Genomic DNA, 16,176 nt, shown 5'->3' with positions numbered 1-16,176 from the left:
ATGACGCCTGACACCCTGATCGGTATCACCGAACGTAACTCCCGCAACGCCGAGCTGATGATTCGCACGGCCGAGCGACAACTGTCTGAACTGCTCGGCGAGCAACTGGCGCTGGAGCAGGATCTGACCCTGCGCCTGGGCCACATCGCCGCCCTGCACCTGCAACTGGGCGACACGCAGAACGAGCAAGTCGCCTCCGCCCTGAAAATGCGCCAACAGTCTCAGGACTTGCTCCACCGGGAGCTGCGTGAGGCAGAGCACGACGTGGCCCGTGCGCTGGCAGACAAGGAAAAGCTGCAAGCACGAGCCGACTCTCTTGACCAACAAGCCCGGCTATCTCTGGAGCTGAACGCGGACTATGCGCGACAGGTCGAGCAACTGGACCTGGCCCAAGCCGCCCACCGCGAACACATCAGCGGTTATGAGGAACTGCGCCAGGAGTGCGCGCTGAAACGCCGCGGCTATGATACGAACCTGGTCTACGTCTACCTGCGCGGGCACGCTTTCGGCACCGACCAATACCGGCGAAATCGACTGAACCGCTGGATGGACAACTGGCTGGCCACCAAGGTGAATTACCTCGCCAACCGCAAAAACGAGCTTAGCCTGATCGCCCTTGATGAGCGAAACGAAGCCTTGCAGGCCGAACGCAGCGATCTGATCAGCAACCTGAGCACAAGTGTCGATGCGCAACTGACTCAGGCACGAGACCAACTCGGGCAGGCCTCAATACAACCCGAGCTCGACGCCCTGCAACAGGTGATCGACAACGCCAAGCGCCAGGCTAATGCTATCCAGGAAAAACTCGGTAGCTACTTGCGCAACGAAGACCCGCAGTACCAGCGTGCTCGGCAGTTGCTCACTGACCAATTGAAAACCCGCAGCATCGGCGAATTGATTGACCTCGCCAGCCAGACTCCGGACGCGGCTGACGACCTGATCGTGGAGCGACTGCAAACTTCGCATCTGCGCTTGGTAATGGTGTTACAGAAGTTGGCGGAGGCCGAGGATGCAATCAAGCTGTACAAGAGCGACTACCAGCGCGCCAAAGACCTGGAGCGTAGAGTTCGCACCGATGACTTTACCGGTCGCGATGTTTACTTTGACCTGTCGACAGACTTCGAGCGGCTGGTAGCCGGCTACATGACGCAGGACGTGACACTTGGGCAAGTGGTGGATGTGCTTAGCCGGGGCCTTAAAATCGTGCGCCGCAGCCAAGTAGCCGCCGGCGCGACGCGGGGCTATGTCAGCGCATCGATCAGCCCTATCAGCTACGGCGTCATCACCGTCGACAGCAACAGCAATAACAACACGGTCAGCTTTTCGTCGTCAGGCAGTACAGGCGGCGGCAACTTCAGGACGACCGACAGCTTCTAGCCTGGCGCAAAGCAAATCCGGGACTTCCTCGTTGCTAGCTGTCAGACAACGAGGAAGTGATCTGCGCAATCGCATCCTGATCCATCCCGTCCAGCGTGCGGTAGTGGTTGATGATCAACGTTTCCTTGTCGCTGAGCGTGTCCAGATTGATAACCGCCCGCTCCCCCGTCAGCACATAAAGTATGTCCACGCCTTTGCGCCGGATGGCTATCAGGTAATCGGACTTGGGTAGTCGAGCACCGCTCTCGTAATGCACCTGGGCATTCGCAGCGACACCGCCAATCGCGCCGAACTCCTGTTGGGAGAGCCCCAGGACCTTGCGTTCTTCTTTCAGGCGGGTGCCGAGCCGATCGTCCATGGTGGGTACCTCAATAAGCGCGTTTAACACCCACCATACGCTTATGTGCAGAACCGGGGTCCATTCATTCGGGTGGCTGCTTATTGCGCGCGCACGAAGGCGAACATATGCGGCACGTAATCGGCCTTGCCGAGCGGCACACCGTTATGGCGAAGGATGTTGTAGGCGGTCATCAGGTGGAAATAGAACTGGGGAATGGCCCAATTGACCGCGTATTCGTGGGCAGTCATGTCGAAAACAGTGCCGTCGGGAAGCGCTATCGAGATAGTACGCTCGCTGCTGTCGATGAGTTCGCGATCTGCCGAGGCGAGGGCTTGCAGAGTTTGCTCGATCAACCCACGCGCCTCGCTGAGGGTCGCGGGTGTGCTCAGGACCGGCAGCGGTTGATGGGTGAGACGCTGGACCGATTCCTGGGCCTGGGTGCACGCAAACCGGATCTGCGTTGCGAGGGTGTGCATGTCCGGCGCCAGCCGCGCGTCCAGCAGGTTTTGCGAGTCATAGGCCAACTCGCTGGCGTGCGCTTCGCCTTTGGACAAAAGCCCCTGGAGCGACCGCAACATCTGCGCAAAGCAGGGGACGGTGATTGCATAAATCGACATCGTTCTTCCTTGACTGGATGCTGAGCGCGGGAGCATGCCATGGCTACGGCCTACGCGGCTACCCGGCAAGCTTCATACAGCTTCACGTGACGTCGGCGGCGAGCCGACTTACCTTGGCCACCCGCCCCTCTTACTGGTGTAGAGCGTGCTAAAGATCGCCACCCTTGCCGCCGGCTTTATCGGCCTGTCGATGTTGCCTGCTGCCCAGGCGAGCGATGGGTTCTACGTCAACCCGCAGTCAACCGCCGCACAGTGGGTCCAGCAGCACCCCGATACGCCTGCCACCGCAAGGATCCGCTCAACCATTGCCGAGGTGCCCAGTGCCCTGTGGCTGACCCGCACCAGCCAGGCTGCGGGCACGCTCCCGGATCGAGTCAATCGTTACGTATCGGCCGCTGCCGGCGCGGATAAAACGCCGATCCTGGTGGCCTACAACTTGCCCCATCGCGACTGCAGCGGCGGCGCGTCTGCAGGCGGTGCGCCGAATGCAACAGCATACCGGGCCTGGGTAGACCAACTGATCAACGGTATTGGAGACAAATCTGCGGTGGTCATTCTGGAACCGGATGCGCTGGCCGATATGCAGTGCCTGGACAAGGACAAGCGCTCCGAGCGGCTGCAGCTGATCAATTACGCCGTCTCGGGGCTCAAGCAGCGCTCGCCCCATACGGATGTATATCTGGACGCCGGCAATCCAGGCTGGAAATCCCCAGGCGCCATGGCTGAGGCGTTGAATGCAGCCGGTGTGAAAGAGGCCCGCGGGTTTGCCCTGAATATCGCCAACTTCTACACCCTCGCCCAGGTGCGCAGTTACGGTGACGCGATCAATGCCAGGCTGTTAAGCGAGTACACCTATACAAAAGCCATCGCGGTAGACACCAGCCGCAACGGCAACGGCGCAACGCCTGGTGACTGGTGCAACCCCACGGGTCGCAGGATCGGTATGACACCCCAAGTGCTTTCACCGCAGTTGGTTGCCCTATGGATCAAACTTCCGGGCAACTCGGACGGGGCGTCTTCAACAAAAACCGATTGTCACGGCGGCCCGGCGGCAGGCACGTTCAGCCCCGAACTGGCGATGCGCCTGATTGATGGGAACTAAGAGCGCCCCTTGCATCGCGCTGCCCCATTGCTCAGGATGGCCCTCTTGAGCTCAACACCGGCAAGGAAGCATCACGTTACCGAGGCCGAACGAACATGACGCTCCCTGAAGACAACCCGTTGAAGATCGAGGGATGTCCGCGCCAGGCGAATCGCTGGTTCTGGCTTACGCTTGGGTTTTTGATGGTTTTTTTAACGATTACCTCGATGATTTTCCTGAGTGCAACTCCACCTGAATGGATGTTTGTTGCGCTCAACTTTGGCTGGGCAATCGTTGCTTTGACGCTGCTGGTGCGGCTATCGGGTGTGCACTGCGCCAAGTGAGGTAGCTGCCTCATTTTGCATCCTTTCAAGTAAACACCGCTGTAACACCCATCAACGTCTAAGAAACAACGTGAAACAACTCACACTTATGGAGCTCCGCTGTTGAAGGTCAAAAATTGACCAAATATATTTCGCTTCACCCGAGCGCTCACCTCTATATGGATATTGTTCTGCGCTTGCTCGGGCTTCCGGAACTGCGCAGGCAATAAAACATTGAGGTTTGCCATGCGCCTTTCCAAACTCGCACCCGCCGCCGCCCTGTTCAGCCTGTTTACCCTCACCGCCCAAGCCGCCGACCTGTCAGCCCTCACGGGCGCCCTGTCATCTGCCCTGGGCGGCGCCAGCGCCAGCAACAGCAACAGCAACAGCACCGTCAACGCCAATAACGCCTCCTGCCAGCAACAGATCCGCGACCTGCAGACGAATATCAACGCGGCCAATGCCAAGGGCGATACCTTGCGCGCGACCGCGTTCCAGGCGGCACTGACACAAACCAACAAAAGTTGCAGCAACAACACTTACAACGCTCAGGCGCAAGTGAGCACCAACCCCCAACACCAGCAAACCGTGAACAAGGCTGCGGATGCGATCAACGCGATTGGCGGCTTGTTCAAATAGGTTGGAATGCCCTGTGAGAAAGGCCCGTGATTGCGGGCCATTTTTCTGCCAAGCCTATCGTTGATAAGCCTTTCGGTACGTTGTTGGGCTCACGCCCACGATCGAGAAAAAGTGCTGACGTAACGACAGGCTTGTACCAAACCCGCAGGAGCCCGCGATCGTCTCAATGCTATGGTCGGTTGTTTCGAGCTGCAGTTGGGCTGCCTTGATTCGCTCGTTCGTAAGCCACTTCCCAAACGTCGAGCCGGTGAGTTGCTTGAAGTGCCGGGTGAAACTACGCCGACTCATCGCCAGCCTCGTCGCGACTTGATCGATTGACAAAGGTTGGCCCAGGTTTGCCCGAAGCCAATCCAGCAACTGGCCGAGGCGCTGGTCGCTTGCGCCTTGCGGAACAGGCTGACTGATGAACTGAGCCTGGCCGCCGTCGCGATGTGGGGAAACAAGCAGCTGTCGCGCCAATGCGTTGGCAACTCCCCGCCCATAAATGCGCCTGACGATATGGATGCAGCAATCGAGGCCCGCGGCCACGCCCGCCGAGGTCAGGATTTGCTCAACCTCGACATAGAGCACTTTGGGGTCTACTTCGATGCGAGGGAAATCTCGCGCCAGATGCGCCGCCCAAGCCCAGTGCGTGGTTGCCCGCTTGTCGCTCAGCAGACCTGCATGAGCGAGTACGAACGCCCCCAGACACAGGCCGACGACCAGTGCGCCTCTTGCATGAGCGGCCTGAAGCGTTTCGAGAAGTGCAGCCGGCGGCGTTTCAGCGACGTCCCTCCAGCTTGGGACAATCACGATATCGGCCCCGGCCACCTGATCCAGACCATGCTCGCAATGGATGGCGAAACCGGCGTTGGTAACCAGCACGCCCTCCTCGCCTGCACAGACCACCAGATCGAACCAAGGCGAATCCCCCACTCTGCGATCTTTACCAAACACCAGGCAGGGCACGGACAGGTGAAAGGGGCTGATGCGGTTAAACGCGATGACTGCAACGCTCACACTTTTTTTCACGGAGGCTGGCCTGATCAAGATTGGCCCGATTCTAATGAAAAATGGTCATTGGGCCAATGGTGCCCATTCTCGGATACGTCCACTCTGATCCCAGCTGCATTTCGCCGGGAAATGCGCAAATCAGAGCCCAGGCCTCAATGAACATCGCGACCTTTTGCACCCTAGGAGCACTTATGACGACGCTCTCGATGACCGAACCGACATACGCTGCCGAACCGGTGCCCACCATCCCCTATACCACCGCGTCCACTGGCTATCACTGGACCAGCGTGGAAGGCGTGAAGGTTTTCTATCGTGAGGCCGGCCCCAAAGGCGCGCCGAGCCTTGTGCTGCTCCATGGCTACCCTTCTTCGTCGCGCATGTGGGACTCGTTGATACCGCTGCTTGCTGATCGGTATCACGTGATCGCACCCGACTACCCTGGGTTCGGCAGAAGCGACGCACCCTCTGTGGCGACCTACGCCTACACGTTTGACCATCTGGCCGACACCATGAGCAAGCTGCTCACGCAATTGCGCATCGATGAGTACGCCCTGTTCATGCAGGACTACGGCGGCCCGATAGGCTTCCGGATGATCCTCAATGCGCCGCAAAAACTGCACGGCATCATCATCCAAAATGCCAACGCCTATAACGAAGGCCTGGGAGCCAAGTGGGCGAACATTGCCAAGTATTGGAAGGCTCCTTCCGAACACCCCGAGCAAGTCGATGCGTTCATCGGATACGAAGGCACGAAGCAGCGCCACTTGGGCACCAGCCCTCATCCCGAGCGTTACAACCCTGATGCCTGGGAAGACGAATTTGCCGCATTGTCCCGCCCGGGCCAGCGGGCGATACAGTCGGCGTTATTGCTGGACTACCAAAACAACGTCGCCTCTTACCCAAAATGGCAGCAATGGTTGAAAGACAATCAGCCGCCCATGCTGGTCATGTGGGGGAAATACGACCCGTCGTTCATTCTGCCAGGGGCCATGCGTTACAAGGATGATGTGCCGGGTGCAGAGGTTCATGTTCTGGATGCGGGGCATTTCGCACTGGATGAGAAAACTGAACAGATTGCCAGCCTGACGCGACTGTTTATGGCGCGCATTACCAGCGGTAAATAGTCAGTGCCGACACTTTTCCAAGCCCAATAAAAATCGCGTCCACTGTTTAAAATCTTCTCGGTTTTTTAAGGGCCAGCAAGGCAAATCGCTTTAACTTGCGGGACGTTTCCTAGAGAATCTTTCGGCCTTGTGCCCGCTGGAATCACTGGCTAGTCTTCGCTCCGTCGCTGCACATCAGCGATCGGGGGTGAGAATCCGGAACCAGTAGGCGCCAAGCGCCACTACCGTCTGTAGCATGCTCTATGGCGGCTGTGTGCGGGCAGACTTCGGTCTGGCCGGAGTCCTACTGTCCGGTATTCTCACCCTGCACATAGCTGCCACCTTTTGTCGAGTGAGACCGACACCAGGATGGCTCCCCCTCAGTAGGAGCTTATGCATGGACAAAATCGTTCCAGACCCACCTCGTACCACCCGGGACCGCGAAGCCTTTGATCGCGCCTTAAGTCACCACCTCCGACCCGATCCCGCCTCCCACCCAATATTTACTGTTCACCAAGACGTCAGCTTTGAAGACGCAATCGCCCAAATCTCTGAATTGCTACGCTGTGCAGCCGCAACGGCTGAGGGTTCTGTGCAGGGATCACCTGGAGAAAACCGCGACATGGCGCGTTCCACCGTGCACCTGATCGACATGGCCAGAACCTTGGCGGATCAGGCGCTGGATTGTTTGAAACCGCACTAACGCAGTATTGGGGCTGATCTATTTAAACGCTCAAATAAAACAGCCCCGTTTATCCTTCAGCCCGATCAAGAAAGAGCTGTGAAGGCCCAAACAAAGCGCTGAGCCCAGGCTCGTCCTGACACACACTTTCCCGCTCCCAATAAAAAACCCCATAGACGTTAATCTACGGGGTTTCTAAGAGTGGAGGCCGAGGTCGGAATCGAGCCGGAGTAGGCGGATTTGCAATCCACAAATATTCATTTATTTATCAGTGTTTTACGAGATATTCAATTCCGCTTCGTCAATATTTACACAGCGCTGGAGCCCTTTGAAATCAGGCGATTCTATTTTAGTTGCGGAACTGATTCTCTACGCCTGGTCGCGTGCGGTCGAGCCCCCTAGCTCGTCACGCAAGACTTTATTGCGCAGGCCCGTGGAAAGGGATTTGAACCCCTTCGCGTGTTCGTAAGGACCGCTCAGGGCCATTGAATCCAGCAATATTCTTGATGCCCCACGGCTTGCATCGAGCTAAAGCGGCCTCGAATTCGCCCTAATTTTGCCCTAACTCGCGCTCGTTTCATTGCGTTTTCTCAAACGCCTCCGAGATCCGGCTTGCCCTTATCTCTTCGTGATATTGTTCAAAGAAGCGCGAATATCTATTCGAGAAAAGCCATGGACAACACTAGCTACTGTGCCCTCTGCGAAAAGCAAATTGACAGTTCCAACAATTCTCGTGAGCACATCATTCCTCACTCTATCGGTGGCCGACGCAAGATTCGATCGTTCATTTGTATCGATTGCAATAGCAGTTCGGGCGATAGCTGGGACGCAGAGATTTGGCAGCAGTTTTCCCAACTTGCGATGATGCATGGTGTTGATCGAGAACGAGGAGCTCCGCCGAGTATCAAGATTCAGACTATCGACGGGAAAAGTTATCTCCTGCTGCCAGACGGCACCATGACAATCCCCAATTCCACTTATCGAACCGAGCCAGGCGAGAAAGGCCTGAAAATAAAGATATCGGCAAGAGATAAGCCAACCGCTCACAAAATGGTCAAGCAGTTAGCTAGGAAAAACTCGAAGGTGGACGTGGATTCGTTTTTGAGCGGAATGACAGCAACAGAGACCCCCCTTGAGTCACCAGTGACTTTTTCTGCTCAATTTGGCGGAGAGCTAGCCGGCCGCTCAATGGTCAAAACTGCGGTTGCATTAGCAGCAGCTGCTGGAGTGAGTCCTAAGTCTTGCGATACGGCGAATCAGTACTTGAAGGGGGCTACAGTAACGCCACCCTACGCTCATTTCTATTTGCGCGACTTAGTAGCCAATCGACCTTCGACTCATGCCTTTAACTGTGTAAGCGTTGTCGGCCTACCCGATAGGCGAAAACTATTAGGCTATGTTGAGTATTTTTCAATGTCGCGGATCGTCATTATCCTGAGTGAGCAATATGATGGGCCCGCTTTACATACCACCTACGCTTTTAATCCCGCTAGAGCTTCCGAACTCGCACTTGGGGTGAACCTCAATCTATCCGACCATGAGCTAGAGCTAATCCGGTCCAATCAAGCACTGACAGATGAAACCTATGCTGCAGCCCTCAATGAAGGATTCGGCCTCATCTATAAGCGCAGTCAATCTCGACTGATAGAACGAGAAGCAAGCAATGCTTTCGAGCATGCGTGTCAGTCAATGGGCATTCCGAGAGACAGCATCATTCCACCCGAACGAGCTCAAGAGTTCTCCAGTCTCGTTGCCAATCATTTCGTATCGAAAATCGCGCACCTGATTCGTCGCTAGTCATATCTCCGTTATCACCTTCCCAAGCCGATAACGAGAGTTCGACTCCCTTCACCTGCTCCGTTCTTTTCAAGGCCTCCAGCCTACCCCACCGCCACAAGGTGTCTGTTTGTAATAACATACGTGGTGCTCTATTCGTGATCGGTGAAAACGCTAGGCACATCAAGCAGGGCTTGGCGAAGCTACGAACCAATCGCCTCTGACAAAGCAAACCCCGATTGTGTAGGGGTATGTAGGGGATATTGGGGGGAAAGCCCGTGGTGGCTGGCCCTAACGCCCACCAGCATACGATTGCATAAATGCATAACTGGCATTGGATGGCATAGATTGGCGTACGGTTTGCCCCATTTTTGCCCCAACACTATCGACCACTACAGAGAGGCCAAAGCCTGCCCTCACCAGCACAAGGATCTACAAGCACCATGTACGACGTTTCTGCGATGGAGTCGGAACTCCAGAATTCGATGGCTGTAGTTAAGAGGAAAATAAGAACCACATTTGCTGCCGCATTCAAAAACGTTTACTGCAGCGATTTAGTGCCCGACCAGTTTTCAGACCAATCCCCCCCTATTGACTTGGTCTCCCTCGTCAGCATTGCAGATCTTAAACATGTGTTTAGGGGCGCGGGCTTCTACGTCATCCTTTCAGATCGTGCCATAGACGGAAACATCTGCAGTCTACAGCGAGGGACACTTCGTGCGATCTACCGCGGCGAATGCGGAGGAGTACGAAGGCGTGTTCAAAGCCACTTATTCAACGCACAGTACAACGCGGACTACAAAGAGCGCTCCTCCAATTACCTTGCCAAGCCGAAGAACGAAGGAAAGTCTTTCTATGAGCCTCACTGGCCTCATTGCTTGAAGCTTGTTAAAGGTGGGCCGAGTGGGGTCAACATTGATGAGGCACCTCACAGCGGCCACAGGTGGTTTGTACTTGTGCATCGAATGGAGGGCAGCTCCCAACCGTTACGGCAGATTGCGGAGCTCGCATTCGACGACGCTTTCGGGCATCCGGCTGGAAGTCGCGACGTGCGATAACTGGAGTGACGTAACGAGCGATATAGATAGGGATTCGAACCCCCACCTACGCACCTACAGGCCGCTTAAGGCCCATGAAAACAATGCTTTCCACCTTCGCCCTTGTCGTTAGGCGGCGCACAGCGGCCCCGATACTGCCATAATTATGCCCTAAAACGGACTGCCGTTAACCTCGGCTTTTCAGGCTTGGCCAACTTCCTTCAGCGCGGCATCCCCTTGAAGCCTGACCTCTTCTTTTATCTCCGCAATGAGCCTGGCGATCGCGCGGCTTGATCGCAACGTTTTTGGATCAACCCCGGCGACCGTCAACAATTCCTGCTGAGTCACGGGGTCGATCAGCTGAATGTTGAGTGAGTCATACCTGATCGAGCACACGCACCTGGTGGGAAGGAACGCCTTCTCAATTATATGGCGTAACTCTAAGGTAGAGATCATCACGTGACCCTTTAAAACCAATGGATAGAGGCCTTTCGGCGCGGCGATGTGGCTTAGGGAACCTAAATGTAAAAACGTTCAAGTTAGTAAATGTTAGTTTGATTTTTGAGACGTGGTTCACGCATCGTAGCCGCCCTGACAGCCGCCCGTCGCATGGCCATGGAGCTTAGAAGGTAAAGCAGAGTTCGCCTACTGCTACGCTGTTCACTCCACCAGAGGAACGCCAATGCCCAATTCAGACCTACTCCCTTCCCTGCTCTCCAAGATGTACGAAAACCAGTTGGCCCTTGAGGCTTCCATCATGGAGCTATCGAACTGGGTCGAGCAGCGTGGCGCCGCCGATGTAGCCGAGAACGTGCGCGGCGCTCTGCACACCATCGATGAGAACGAGGAGTTCATCAAGCTGACTCTGGCGGTCCTTATGTCGCCCGAGTGATGTTGATCTGGCGCTGAGCGCATCACTACTTGCAAGCAACTGACCACAGCTGATCGAGCTTCGTGGTGTAGCTCTGGCTCATCATTTCCCGGCGCATCCGCCAGTCGGGGTTCGTCGGCACACTAGCCGACCGCAGCGTTCCCCTTCCCCACCTGTCATTGATCTGGTCCACCACGGTCATCACTCTGGTGGCCTCGGCTGGCTGAGACACCGCGAATAGATCGTCCGTGTATTCGCCTGGCTGGCACAGGTTGAGCAACATCACCTCGGCCTTGCTGTATTTGAAGCCTGGGCGGTAGATGTGGTCGAGCGCATCGACGGCAGCTTTGGTCAGCAGCCGCACGTCGTCGGTCGGGTACGGCATGTCCACCACTACCCCATTGGCATACTTGGCTTCTTCGGGGTTAAACATGCCTGTGCGGATGCAGACGCGGACCTTTTTGCAGAGCGAGTTCTGCGCCCGGAGCTTTTCCGAGGCTCGCATCATGTAGGTGGCCACCGCCTCCTTGATCGGCGCCAGCTCGGTCAGGCGCATCCCGAACATCCGGCTACAGCAGATTTCCTGCTTGGGTGGGTCGGGCTCGTCCAGTTCCAGGCATGAGGTGCCGGCCAGTTCGCGGGCGGTCTTCTCGATTACCACACTGAATTTTTTGCGGAGCGTCCAGGGGTCTGCCCTGGCCAGATCCATCGCTGTACTGATGCCCATCGTATCCAGGTGAAGTTTCATCTTCCGGCCGACACCCCACACCTCCGAAACGTCGGTGTTGCGCAATACCCAGTCACGCTTTACCGGATCGGTGATATTCACCACGCCGCCGGTCTGGGCCTGCAGGCGCTTTGCTGTGTGGTTGGCCAGCTTGGCCAGGGTCTTTGTATGGGCGATTCCGACGCCCACCGGAATGCCGGTGCACTGAAAGACACGTGCGCGGATCTGGCGCCCGAGGACATCCAGGCCGGCAATACCGGTCAGGTCGGCGAAGGCCTCATCAATGCTGTAGATCTCGACGGCGGGCACCAGGCTCTCGATCACTGTCATGACCCGCTCACTCATGTCCCCGTACAGGGCGTAATTTGAGGAGAACGGGACAATGCCGTGCTGCTTGAGCTTGTGCTTGATCTGGAAATACGGCTCGCCCATCTTGATGAAAGGCTTAGCGTCGTAGCTTCGGGCGATCACACAGCCGTCGTTGTTGCTGAGCACCACGATGGGCACCTTCGCCAAGTCGGGCCGGAATACACGCTCGCAGCTTGCATAGAAGCTGTTGCAGTCGATCAGCGCAAAGACGGGTGGCGACTCAGACATGGCTGCGTACGGTACTGGTGATCACGCCCCAGATCGACAGTTCGTCGCCCTCCAAAATGTATCGCGCCGGGTATCTCGGGTTCTCCGACAGAAGGATCACCTCTTTCCCGCGCTTACACAGGCGCTTGCAGATAGGGTCATTATTCAGCAGCGCCACGACTACGTGCCCGTGGGCCGGCTCAATAGATCGGTCCACGACCGCCAGGTCACCCTCAAAAATACCCGCGCCCTGCATGCTTTCGCCAGTAATGGCGATCAGATAGACGTGCGGAGCCCTGATATTTAAGACCTCATCCAGTGAGATGTGCTGCTCGATGTGATCGGCAGCCGGCGATGGGAAGCCGGCGGGTACCCGAAAAGAGCAAAAGGGCAGCTTCGTGCCACCCTCGGCAATAGGACCTAAAATTGAGAAGCTCATGACGCAGCCTTTTACAGATACTGTACGAATGTACAGTTAATAACGCGGACGGATTGCGGTCAATTTGATGTAAGAGATATCTGACAAGCGGGCGCGTCAGCCCAACTCATCTGAGTACGCGGCGACGGCCTCTTCGGTCAGTTCCCGCCATTCACCGATGTCGATTACGCCGCGCTCTTTCATGTCGTCAGCCAGCGCCAGGCGCCTCTCGTAAAGCTCCTCCGGTGTGGCTGAGTTGAAGTCCGGATCGTTGCGCAGGGAAAACCACGCCTCCATTGCGTTGATCTGATCGATGTTGATTGTCATGACGAATACCCGGGGCCAGTGTCTACAGTGTAGAGATTGACCTGGTCCCAGCTGTTCATTGGGGCCGACGAGCGGAGATGATTATGTGTGGAAGGATTTCCCAATACAGCGGCATTCACGACTTCGTTGCAGCGCTGAGCATGCCCAATGCCCTGGCGAACTCCGCCGGTGACTTGCCGCTCGAGCGGTACAACGTCGCCCCGACAACCCAAGTCGCCCTGCTCCACCTGCAGGGTGATTTGCTGCACGCGGACCTAGTGCGCTGGGGATGGCGCCCGCACTGGGCCAAAGATCGTGCCGCGCCGATCAATGCCCGCGTAGAGAAGGTGGCCCACGGCCCGTTCTTCCGCGCAATCTGGCCGCACCGGGCAATCACGCCCATCGACAACTGGTTTGAGTGGGTGGACGAAGGCGGACCGAAGAAGCAGCCCTACCTAATCCGCCGGCGGGATGGCGCGCCCGTGCTGTGCGCAGCCATTGGCCAACCACCAGACAGCAATGAAGGCCCGGGCGAGCATGACGGATTCGTGATTATCACCGCCGACAGCGCCGGCGGCATGGTGGACATCCACGACCGGCGGCCGGTTACGCTATCGCCGGAATTGGCTCGCGAATGGCTGGACCCGGCCACGCCCATGGAACGCGCCGAACAGATGGTGATGCTGCAGGGCGAGGCAACCGAGGTGTTCGAGTGGTTCAAAGTTGACCCGGCTATTGGTAATGTACGAAATCATGGGCCTGAATTGATCAAACGATTAGAAACTTAGCTACCTTCGATTTGGCCTACACTGCTCTCTAGCGTTCAACAGTTAGGCATTCCCAATGGAACTCACTGAGCAGCAGATCCTTGAGCAATATTACTTTGAGATGTTCGTTCAACATTACCCTGTACCTAATGGCGCAATCGAATATTCAGACAAACCTGATGTACTCGTAAAAAAAGGTGCCAGAAAACTAGGTATCGAAATAGCTCATCTTTACAAACTTGATGGCAAAGATATCAAAAGCGAGCAAAAGCAAAACGTAATCCGCCGCGAAGTTATTGCACTGGCCGAGCGGCTTTACCTATCGAACGGCAACCGAAAACTTGAAATCTCTTTTGATTTCGATCCCAATTTCCCAATTGAGCGTAAAAGCCTAAAAAAGGCCGCTAACATACTAGCTGCCATTGTTCAGGAAATTTCATCAGAATTCGAAGGGCACTCAAGCTACAAAGCTTTTGAAGCTATGCCAGAGCTACGTTTTTTATATCACAATGGAAAAGAGTACCCAGCTAGTAATTGGCGACTTCAGCAGGGCTTTGATGTCCCGACGTTATCGATCAAACGAGTAAAGTCACTGGTAGCTCAGAAAATCGAAAAACTCAAAAACTACCAGCTATGTGATGCCTATTGGCTGCTTATCATTGTTGAGTTTTGGGACCCCTCTCAAGATCAAGATATTAATTGGCCAAAAGGGGAAAGTATTGGTCCGACGCCCTTCGAGCGAATCTTGATCTATAAACCCGCATTCGAGCAAGTGACCGAAGTGATAAAATAAAATCCGAAAACCAAGGCTGGTAAAAATAAGTGAACTTGGTAATTGATAGTAATCAAATGCAGCACCCTAAGTTACGAGAGTTTCTAAAGAACCCAAAGAACCGTGCAGTGCTTACCGACTTTTCTGCGATGGAGGCATATAAAGGCGATACACTTAATAGCATTTTCAAATCCATGAGTGTAGTTTCTGATTTCCCAAACCAAGTTATAATTCTCAAAGGTTCGGCAAAAATATGCGGCATGAGCGGAAGACAGAAAGGGCTACAACGTAGGCTTATAGATGAAACACAAACCTGCGAATTCCCCAAATTTGCCCATAATCTTCGCGAAGCTGAGTCAGGAAACATACATCTTCGCCGACAACTTCTTGATCTCGGTAAGTCGGCAACTGAACACCTTGAGAAAACAATGCTGATAGACGCAGAGCAAATGCGCGAAGCATTTACGATACTAGGCAATGAGTACACCAAAGAAGAACGGGCAGTCCTCCGTGAGCAACGTATGTACACGTCCTCAATGGTAGACCGGTTAGCCAAAACACTCCTTGTAATCACAGACCAGATATTTACAGATACGCCTATCGTCAGAAAACGCCCCTCATTCCAAGAATTGCCAAACACTTTAATTTTCAGAGTCTCATTGGCCTGCTACGTCATGGCCATTACACGCTCAGCGCAGGGCGGCATGCGCAACATGAGACCAGACAGGCTTCGCAATGATCTAGTTGACATGATTTTTGTCGCGTATGGCACATACTTTGACGGGATCATGTCTGATGATGAAAACGTGAACCTTATGTTTAAAGAAACATGTCTTATGCTTGCAGGACTCTTCAATGCGGAGATCCCTGCGATTAACCGGTTAATAAACGGTAATACATACCATATCAATAAGGCACTTCAATGAACTTCAGCACACTCCCCCTTGAATTCCTTGACGACCTATCATCTTCAATATTAAAAAGTACAAACCCAGAGTTTGTACGAGAAAAACTTAGCCTTATACTCGATCACTACCAAGTCCTAAACTATGAATTCAACTACGACAGCGCGTTCTGGCGAGCAAGAAAATGCATTGATGAAAATGGTTTTTATAATATATCCGAGCTTGGAAGCCCACCCAAAGAGCTTACACGAGCAGGAAGACTTAACGAAATCAACGACCCAATTTTATATACCTCAATCAATCAGTATTCTACGCTAGATGAAATAAGCGCAGAAGAAGGCGACTACATACATATTGTCGCCTACAAGCAGATACCCGACCACGCTTTCTGCTGCGGCACAATCGGAGAAATAACCCACATAAATAGGTGGGGTAGCGGCCTTACTTCTGAAACCGTAGGAAAACTATTAAACGAATTCATGAGTAATATGCCTCATGAATTCGGTAAAAGCTTTGTATTCACTGACGCATTCCTATCCTCTCTATTAAAGGACAAAAATGCAAAGGATACGAACTATATGCACTCTAGAATTTTAGCCAACTTAGTTTTTAGCCGAAACCCACAATTAGATGCGATCGCCTATAGCGGCGTAGCATTGGAGTCTTCTCGTAACTATGCAATAAAGCCTAATTCCGCTAACCGCTTATTACAAGTGGAAGCAAGTCTAGTATTAAAAATCACAAAAAAATACAAGTACGGAATGTATGACTTTCAAATTCTTAAAAACGCAGAAGGGGTAGAGTTTGATGGCAGATTTATATGGTGAGATTTAAGGCGTGTTATACCATATTGAGCGCGAGGCAGT

19 protein-coding genes are annotated in these 16,176 nt (G+C 54.4%); 12 read left to right on the top strand and 7 right to left on the bottom strand.

Annotated features, from left to right (window positions below; genetic code table 11):
* Positions 1–1,377 (top strand): hypothetical protein, encoded by a 1,377-nt coding sequence (locus tag AU074_RS06110; protein WP_076013959.1) that lies wholly within the window; start codon positions 1–3, stop codon positions 1,375–1,377.
* A gap of 34 nt (positions 1,378–1,411) precedes the next feature.
* Here AU074_RS06110 and AU074_RS06105 read toward each other — a convergent pair whose 3' ends face one another.
* Together AU074_RS06105 and AU074_RS06100 are read right to left on the bottom strand one after the other, a co-directional pair.
* Positions 1,412–1,735, bottom strand: coding sequence for a helix-turn-helix domain-containing protein (locus tag AU074_RS06105; protein ID WP_076013958.1), 324 nt, complete (start codon positions 1,733–1,735; stop codon positions 1,412–1,414).
* 80 nt (positions 1,736–1,815) lie between these two features.
* Positions 1,816–2,334, bottom strand: coding sequence for a DUF1993 family protein (locus AU074_RS06100; RefSeq protein WP_076013957.1), 519 nt, complete (start codon positions 2,332–2,334; stop codon positions 1,816–1,818).
* A 145-nt stretch (positions 2,335–2,479) separates the two neighbouring features.
* On the opposite strand from AU074_RS06100, the gene AU074_RS06095 reads away from it, so the two are divergent.
* The 3 genes from AU074_RS06095 to AU074_RS06085 all read left to right on the top strand — a co-directional run bounded on the left by AU074_RS06095 (position 2,480) and on the right by AU074_RS06085 (position 4,377).
* Positions 2,480–3,436 (top strand): glycoside hydrolase family 6 protein, encoded by a 957-nt coding sequence (locus AU074_RS06095; protein WP_083676643.1) that lies wholly within the window; start codon positions 2,480–2,482, stop codon positions 3,434–3,436.
* Between the two features lie 95 nt (positions 3,437–3,531).
* Positions 3,532–3,759: a hypothetical protein gene (locus tag AU074_RS06090; protein WP_076013956.1), complete on the top strand. Its 228-nt coding sequence runs from the start codon at positions 3,532–3,534 to the stop codon at positions 3,757–3,759.
* A 225-nt stretch (positions 3,760–3,984) separates the two neighbouring features.
* A complete protein-coding gene (locus AU074_RS06085) occupies positions 3,985–4,377 on the top strand; it encodes a DUF1090 family protein (protein ID WP_076013955.1) in 393 nt (130 codons plus the stop codon).
* A 54-nt stretch (positions 4,378–4,431) separates the two neighbouring features.
* Here the strand turns inward: AU074_RS06085 and AU074_RS06080 are convergent, their stop codons facing one another.
* On the bottom strand, positions 4,432–5,376 hold the full coding sequence (locus AU074_RS06080) for a GlxA family transcriptional regulator (RefSeq protein WP_076013954.1): 945 nt from the start codon (positions 5,374–5,376) through the stop codon (positions 4,432–4,434).
* Between the two features lie 185 nt (positions 5,377–5,561).
* Between AU074_RS06080 and AU074_RS06075 the strand changes: the two genes are divergently transcribed.
* The 3 genes from AU074_RS06075 (at position 5,562) to AU074_RS06065 (ending at position 8,952) form a co-directional block, all read left to right on the top strand.
* Positions 5,562–6,494 (top strand): alpha/beta fold hydrolase, encoded by a 933-nt coding sequence (locus AU074_RS06075; RefSeq protein WP_256576851.1) that lies wholly within the window; start codon positions 5,562–5,564, stop codon positions 6,492–6,494.
* A 376-nt stretch (positions 6,495–6,870) separates the two neighbouring features.
* Entirely contained in the window at positions 6,871–7,176 is a 306-nt protein-coding gene (locus AU074_RS06070; protein WP_083676641.1) for a DUF6124 family protein, read from the top strand.
* Between the two features lie 651 nt (positions 7,177–7,827).
* Entirely contained in the window at positions 7,828–8,952 is a 1,125-nt protein-coding gene (locus AU074_RS06065) for an HNH endonuclease (RefSeq protein ID WP_076013953.1), read from the top strand.
* Positions 8,953–10,169: 1,217 nt separating this feature from the next.
* On the opposite strand, the gene AU074_RS06055 is transcribed toward AU074_RS06065, so the two are convergent.
* Positions 10,170–10,424, bottom strand: a complete 255-nt coding sequence (locus AU074_RS06055; protein WP_076013951.1) for a DUF1652 domain-containing protein — start codon at positions 10,422–10,424, stop codon at positions 10,170–10,172.
* A 226-nt stretch (positions 10,425–10,650) separates the two neighbouring features.
* On the opposite strand from AU074_RS06055, the gene AU074_RS06050 reads away from it, so the two are divergent.
* A complete protein-coding gene (locus tag AU074_RS06050; RefSeq protein WP_076013950.1) occupies positions 10,651–10,860 on the top strand; it encodes a hypothetical protein in 210 nt (69 codons plus the stop codon).
* Between the two features lie 25 nt (positions 10,861–10,885).
* On the opposite strand, the gene umuC is transcribed toward AU074_RS06050, so the two are convergent.
* From umuC to AU074_RS06035, 3 genes are all read right to left on the bottom strand, one after another.
* Positions 10,886–12,163 (bottom strand): translesion error-prone DNA polymerase V subunit UmuC, encoded by a 1,278-nt coding sequence (umuC, locus tag AU074_RS06045; RefSeq protein ID WP_076013949.1) that lies wholly within the window; start codon positions 12,161–12,163, stop codon positions 10,886–10,888.
* Positions 12,156–12,581, bottom strand: a complete 426-nt coding sequence (locus AU074_RS06040; protein ID WP_076013948.1) for a LexA family transcriptional regulator — start codon at positions 12,579–12,581, stop codon at positions 12,156–12,158. Before AU074_RS06040 ends, umuC begins: the two co-directional genes overlap by 8 nt.
* Before the next feature lie 96 nt (positions 12,582–12,677).
* Positions 12,678–12,887: a hypothetical protein gene (locus AU074_RS06035; protein ID WP_076013947.1), complete on the bottom strand. Its 210-nt coding sequence runs from the start codon at positions 12,885–12,887 to the stop codon at positions 12,678–12,680.
* A gap of 83 nt (positions 12,888–12,970) precedes the next feature.
* On the opposite strand from AU074_RS06035, the gene AU074_RS06030 reads away from it, so the two are divergent.
* Genes AU074_RS06030 through AU074_RS06015 form a run of 4 tightly spaced genes read left to right on the top strand, consistent with a single transcriptional unit; the run spans position 12,971 to position 16,137 of the window.
* Positions 12,971–13,654 carry an SOS response-associated peptidase gene (locus tag AU074_RS06030; RefSeq protein WP_076013946.1) on the top strand — a complete coding sequence of 228 codons (684 nt, stop codon included), beginning with the start codon at positions 12,971–12,973 and terminating at the stop codon, positions 13,652–13,654.
* A 55-nt stretch (positions 13,655–13,709) separates the two neighbouring features.
* Positions 13,710–14,426 carry a hypothetical protein gene (locus AU074_RS34250; RefSeq protein ID WP_218191616.1) on the top strand — a complete coding sequence of 239 codons (717 nt, stop codon included), beginning with the start codon at positions 13,710–13,712 and terminating at the stop codon, positions 14,424–14,426.
* 29 nt (positions 14,427–14,455) lie between these two features.
* The gene (locus AU074_RS06020) at positions 14,456–15,331 is read left to right on the top strand and encodes a hypothetical protein (protein ID WP_143503541.1); all 876 of its coding nucleotides are present in this window, start codon (positions 14,456–14,458) and stop codon (positions 15,329–15,331) included.
* A complete protein-coding gene (locus tag AU074_RS06015) occupies positions 15,328–16,137 on the top strand; it encodes a hypothetical protein (RefSeq protein WP_076013944.1) in 810 nt (269 codons plus the stop codon). The genes AU074_RS06020 and AU074_RS06015 overlap by 4 nt, the downstream gene beginning before the upstream one ends.
* Positions 16,138–16,176 lie beyond the last annotated feature (39 nt).

The organism is Pseudomonas sp. ATCC PTA-122608 (genome assembly GCF_001952855.1).
Lineage (GTDB): Bacteria > Pseudomonadota > Gammaproteobacteria > Pseudomonadales > Pseudomonadaceae > Aquipseudomonas.
This window is presented reverse-complemented; position numbering and strand designations above follow the sequence as displayed.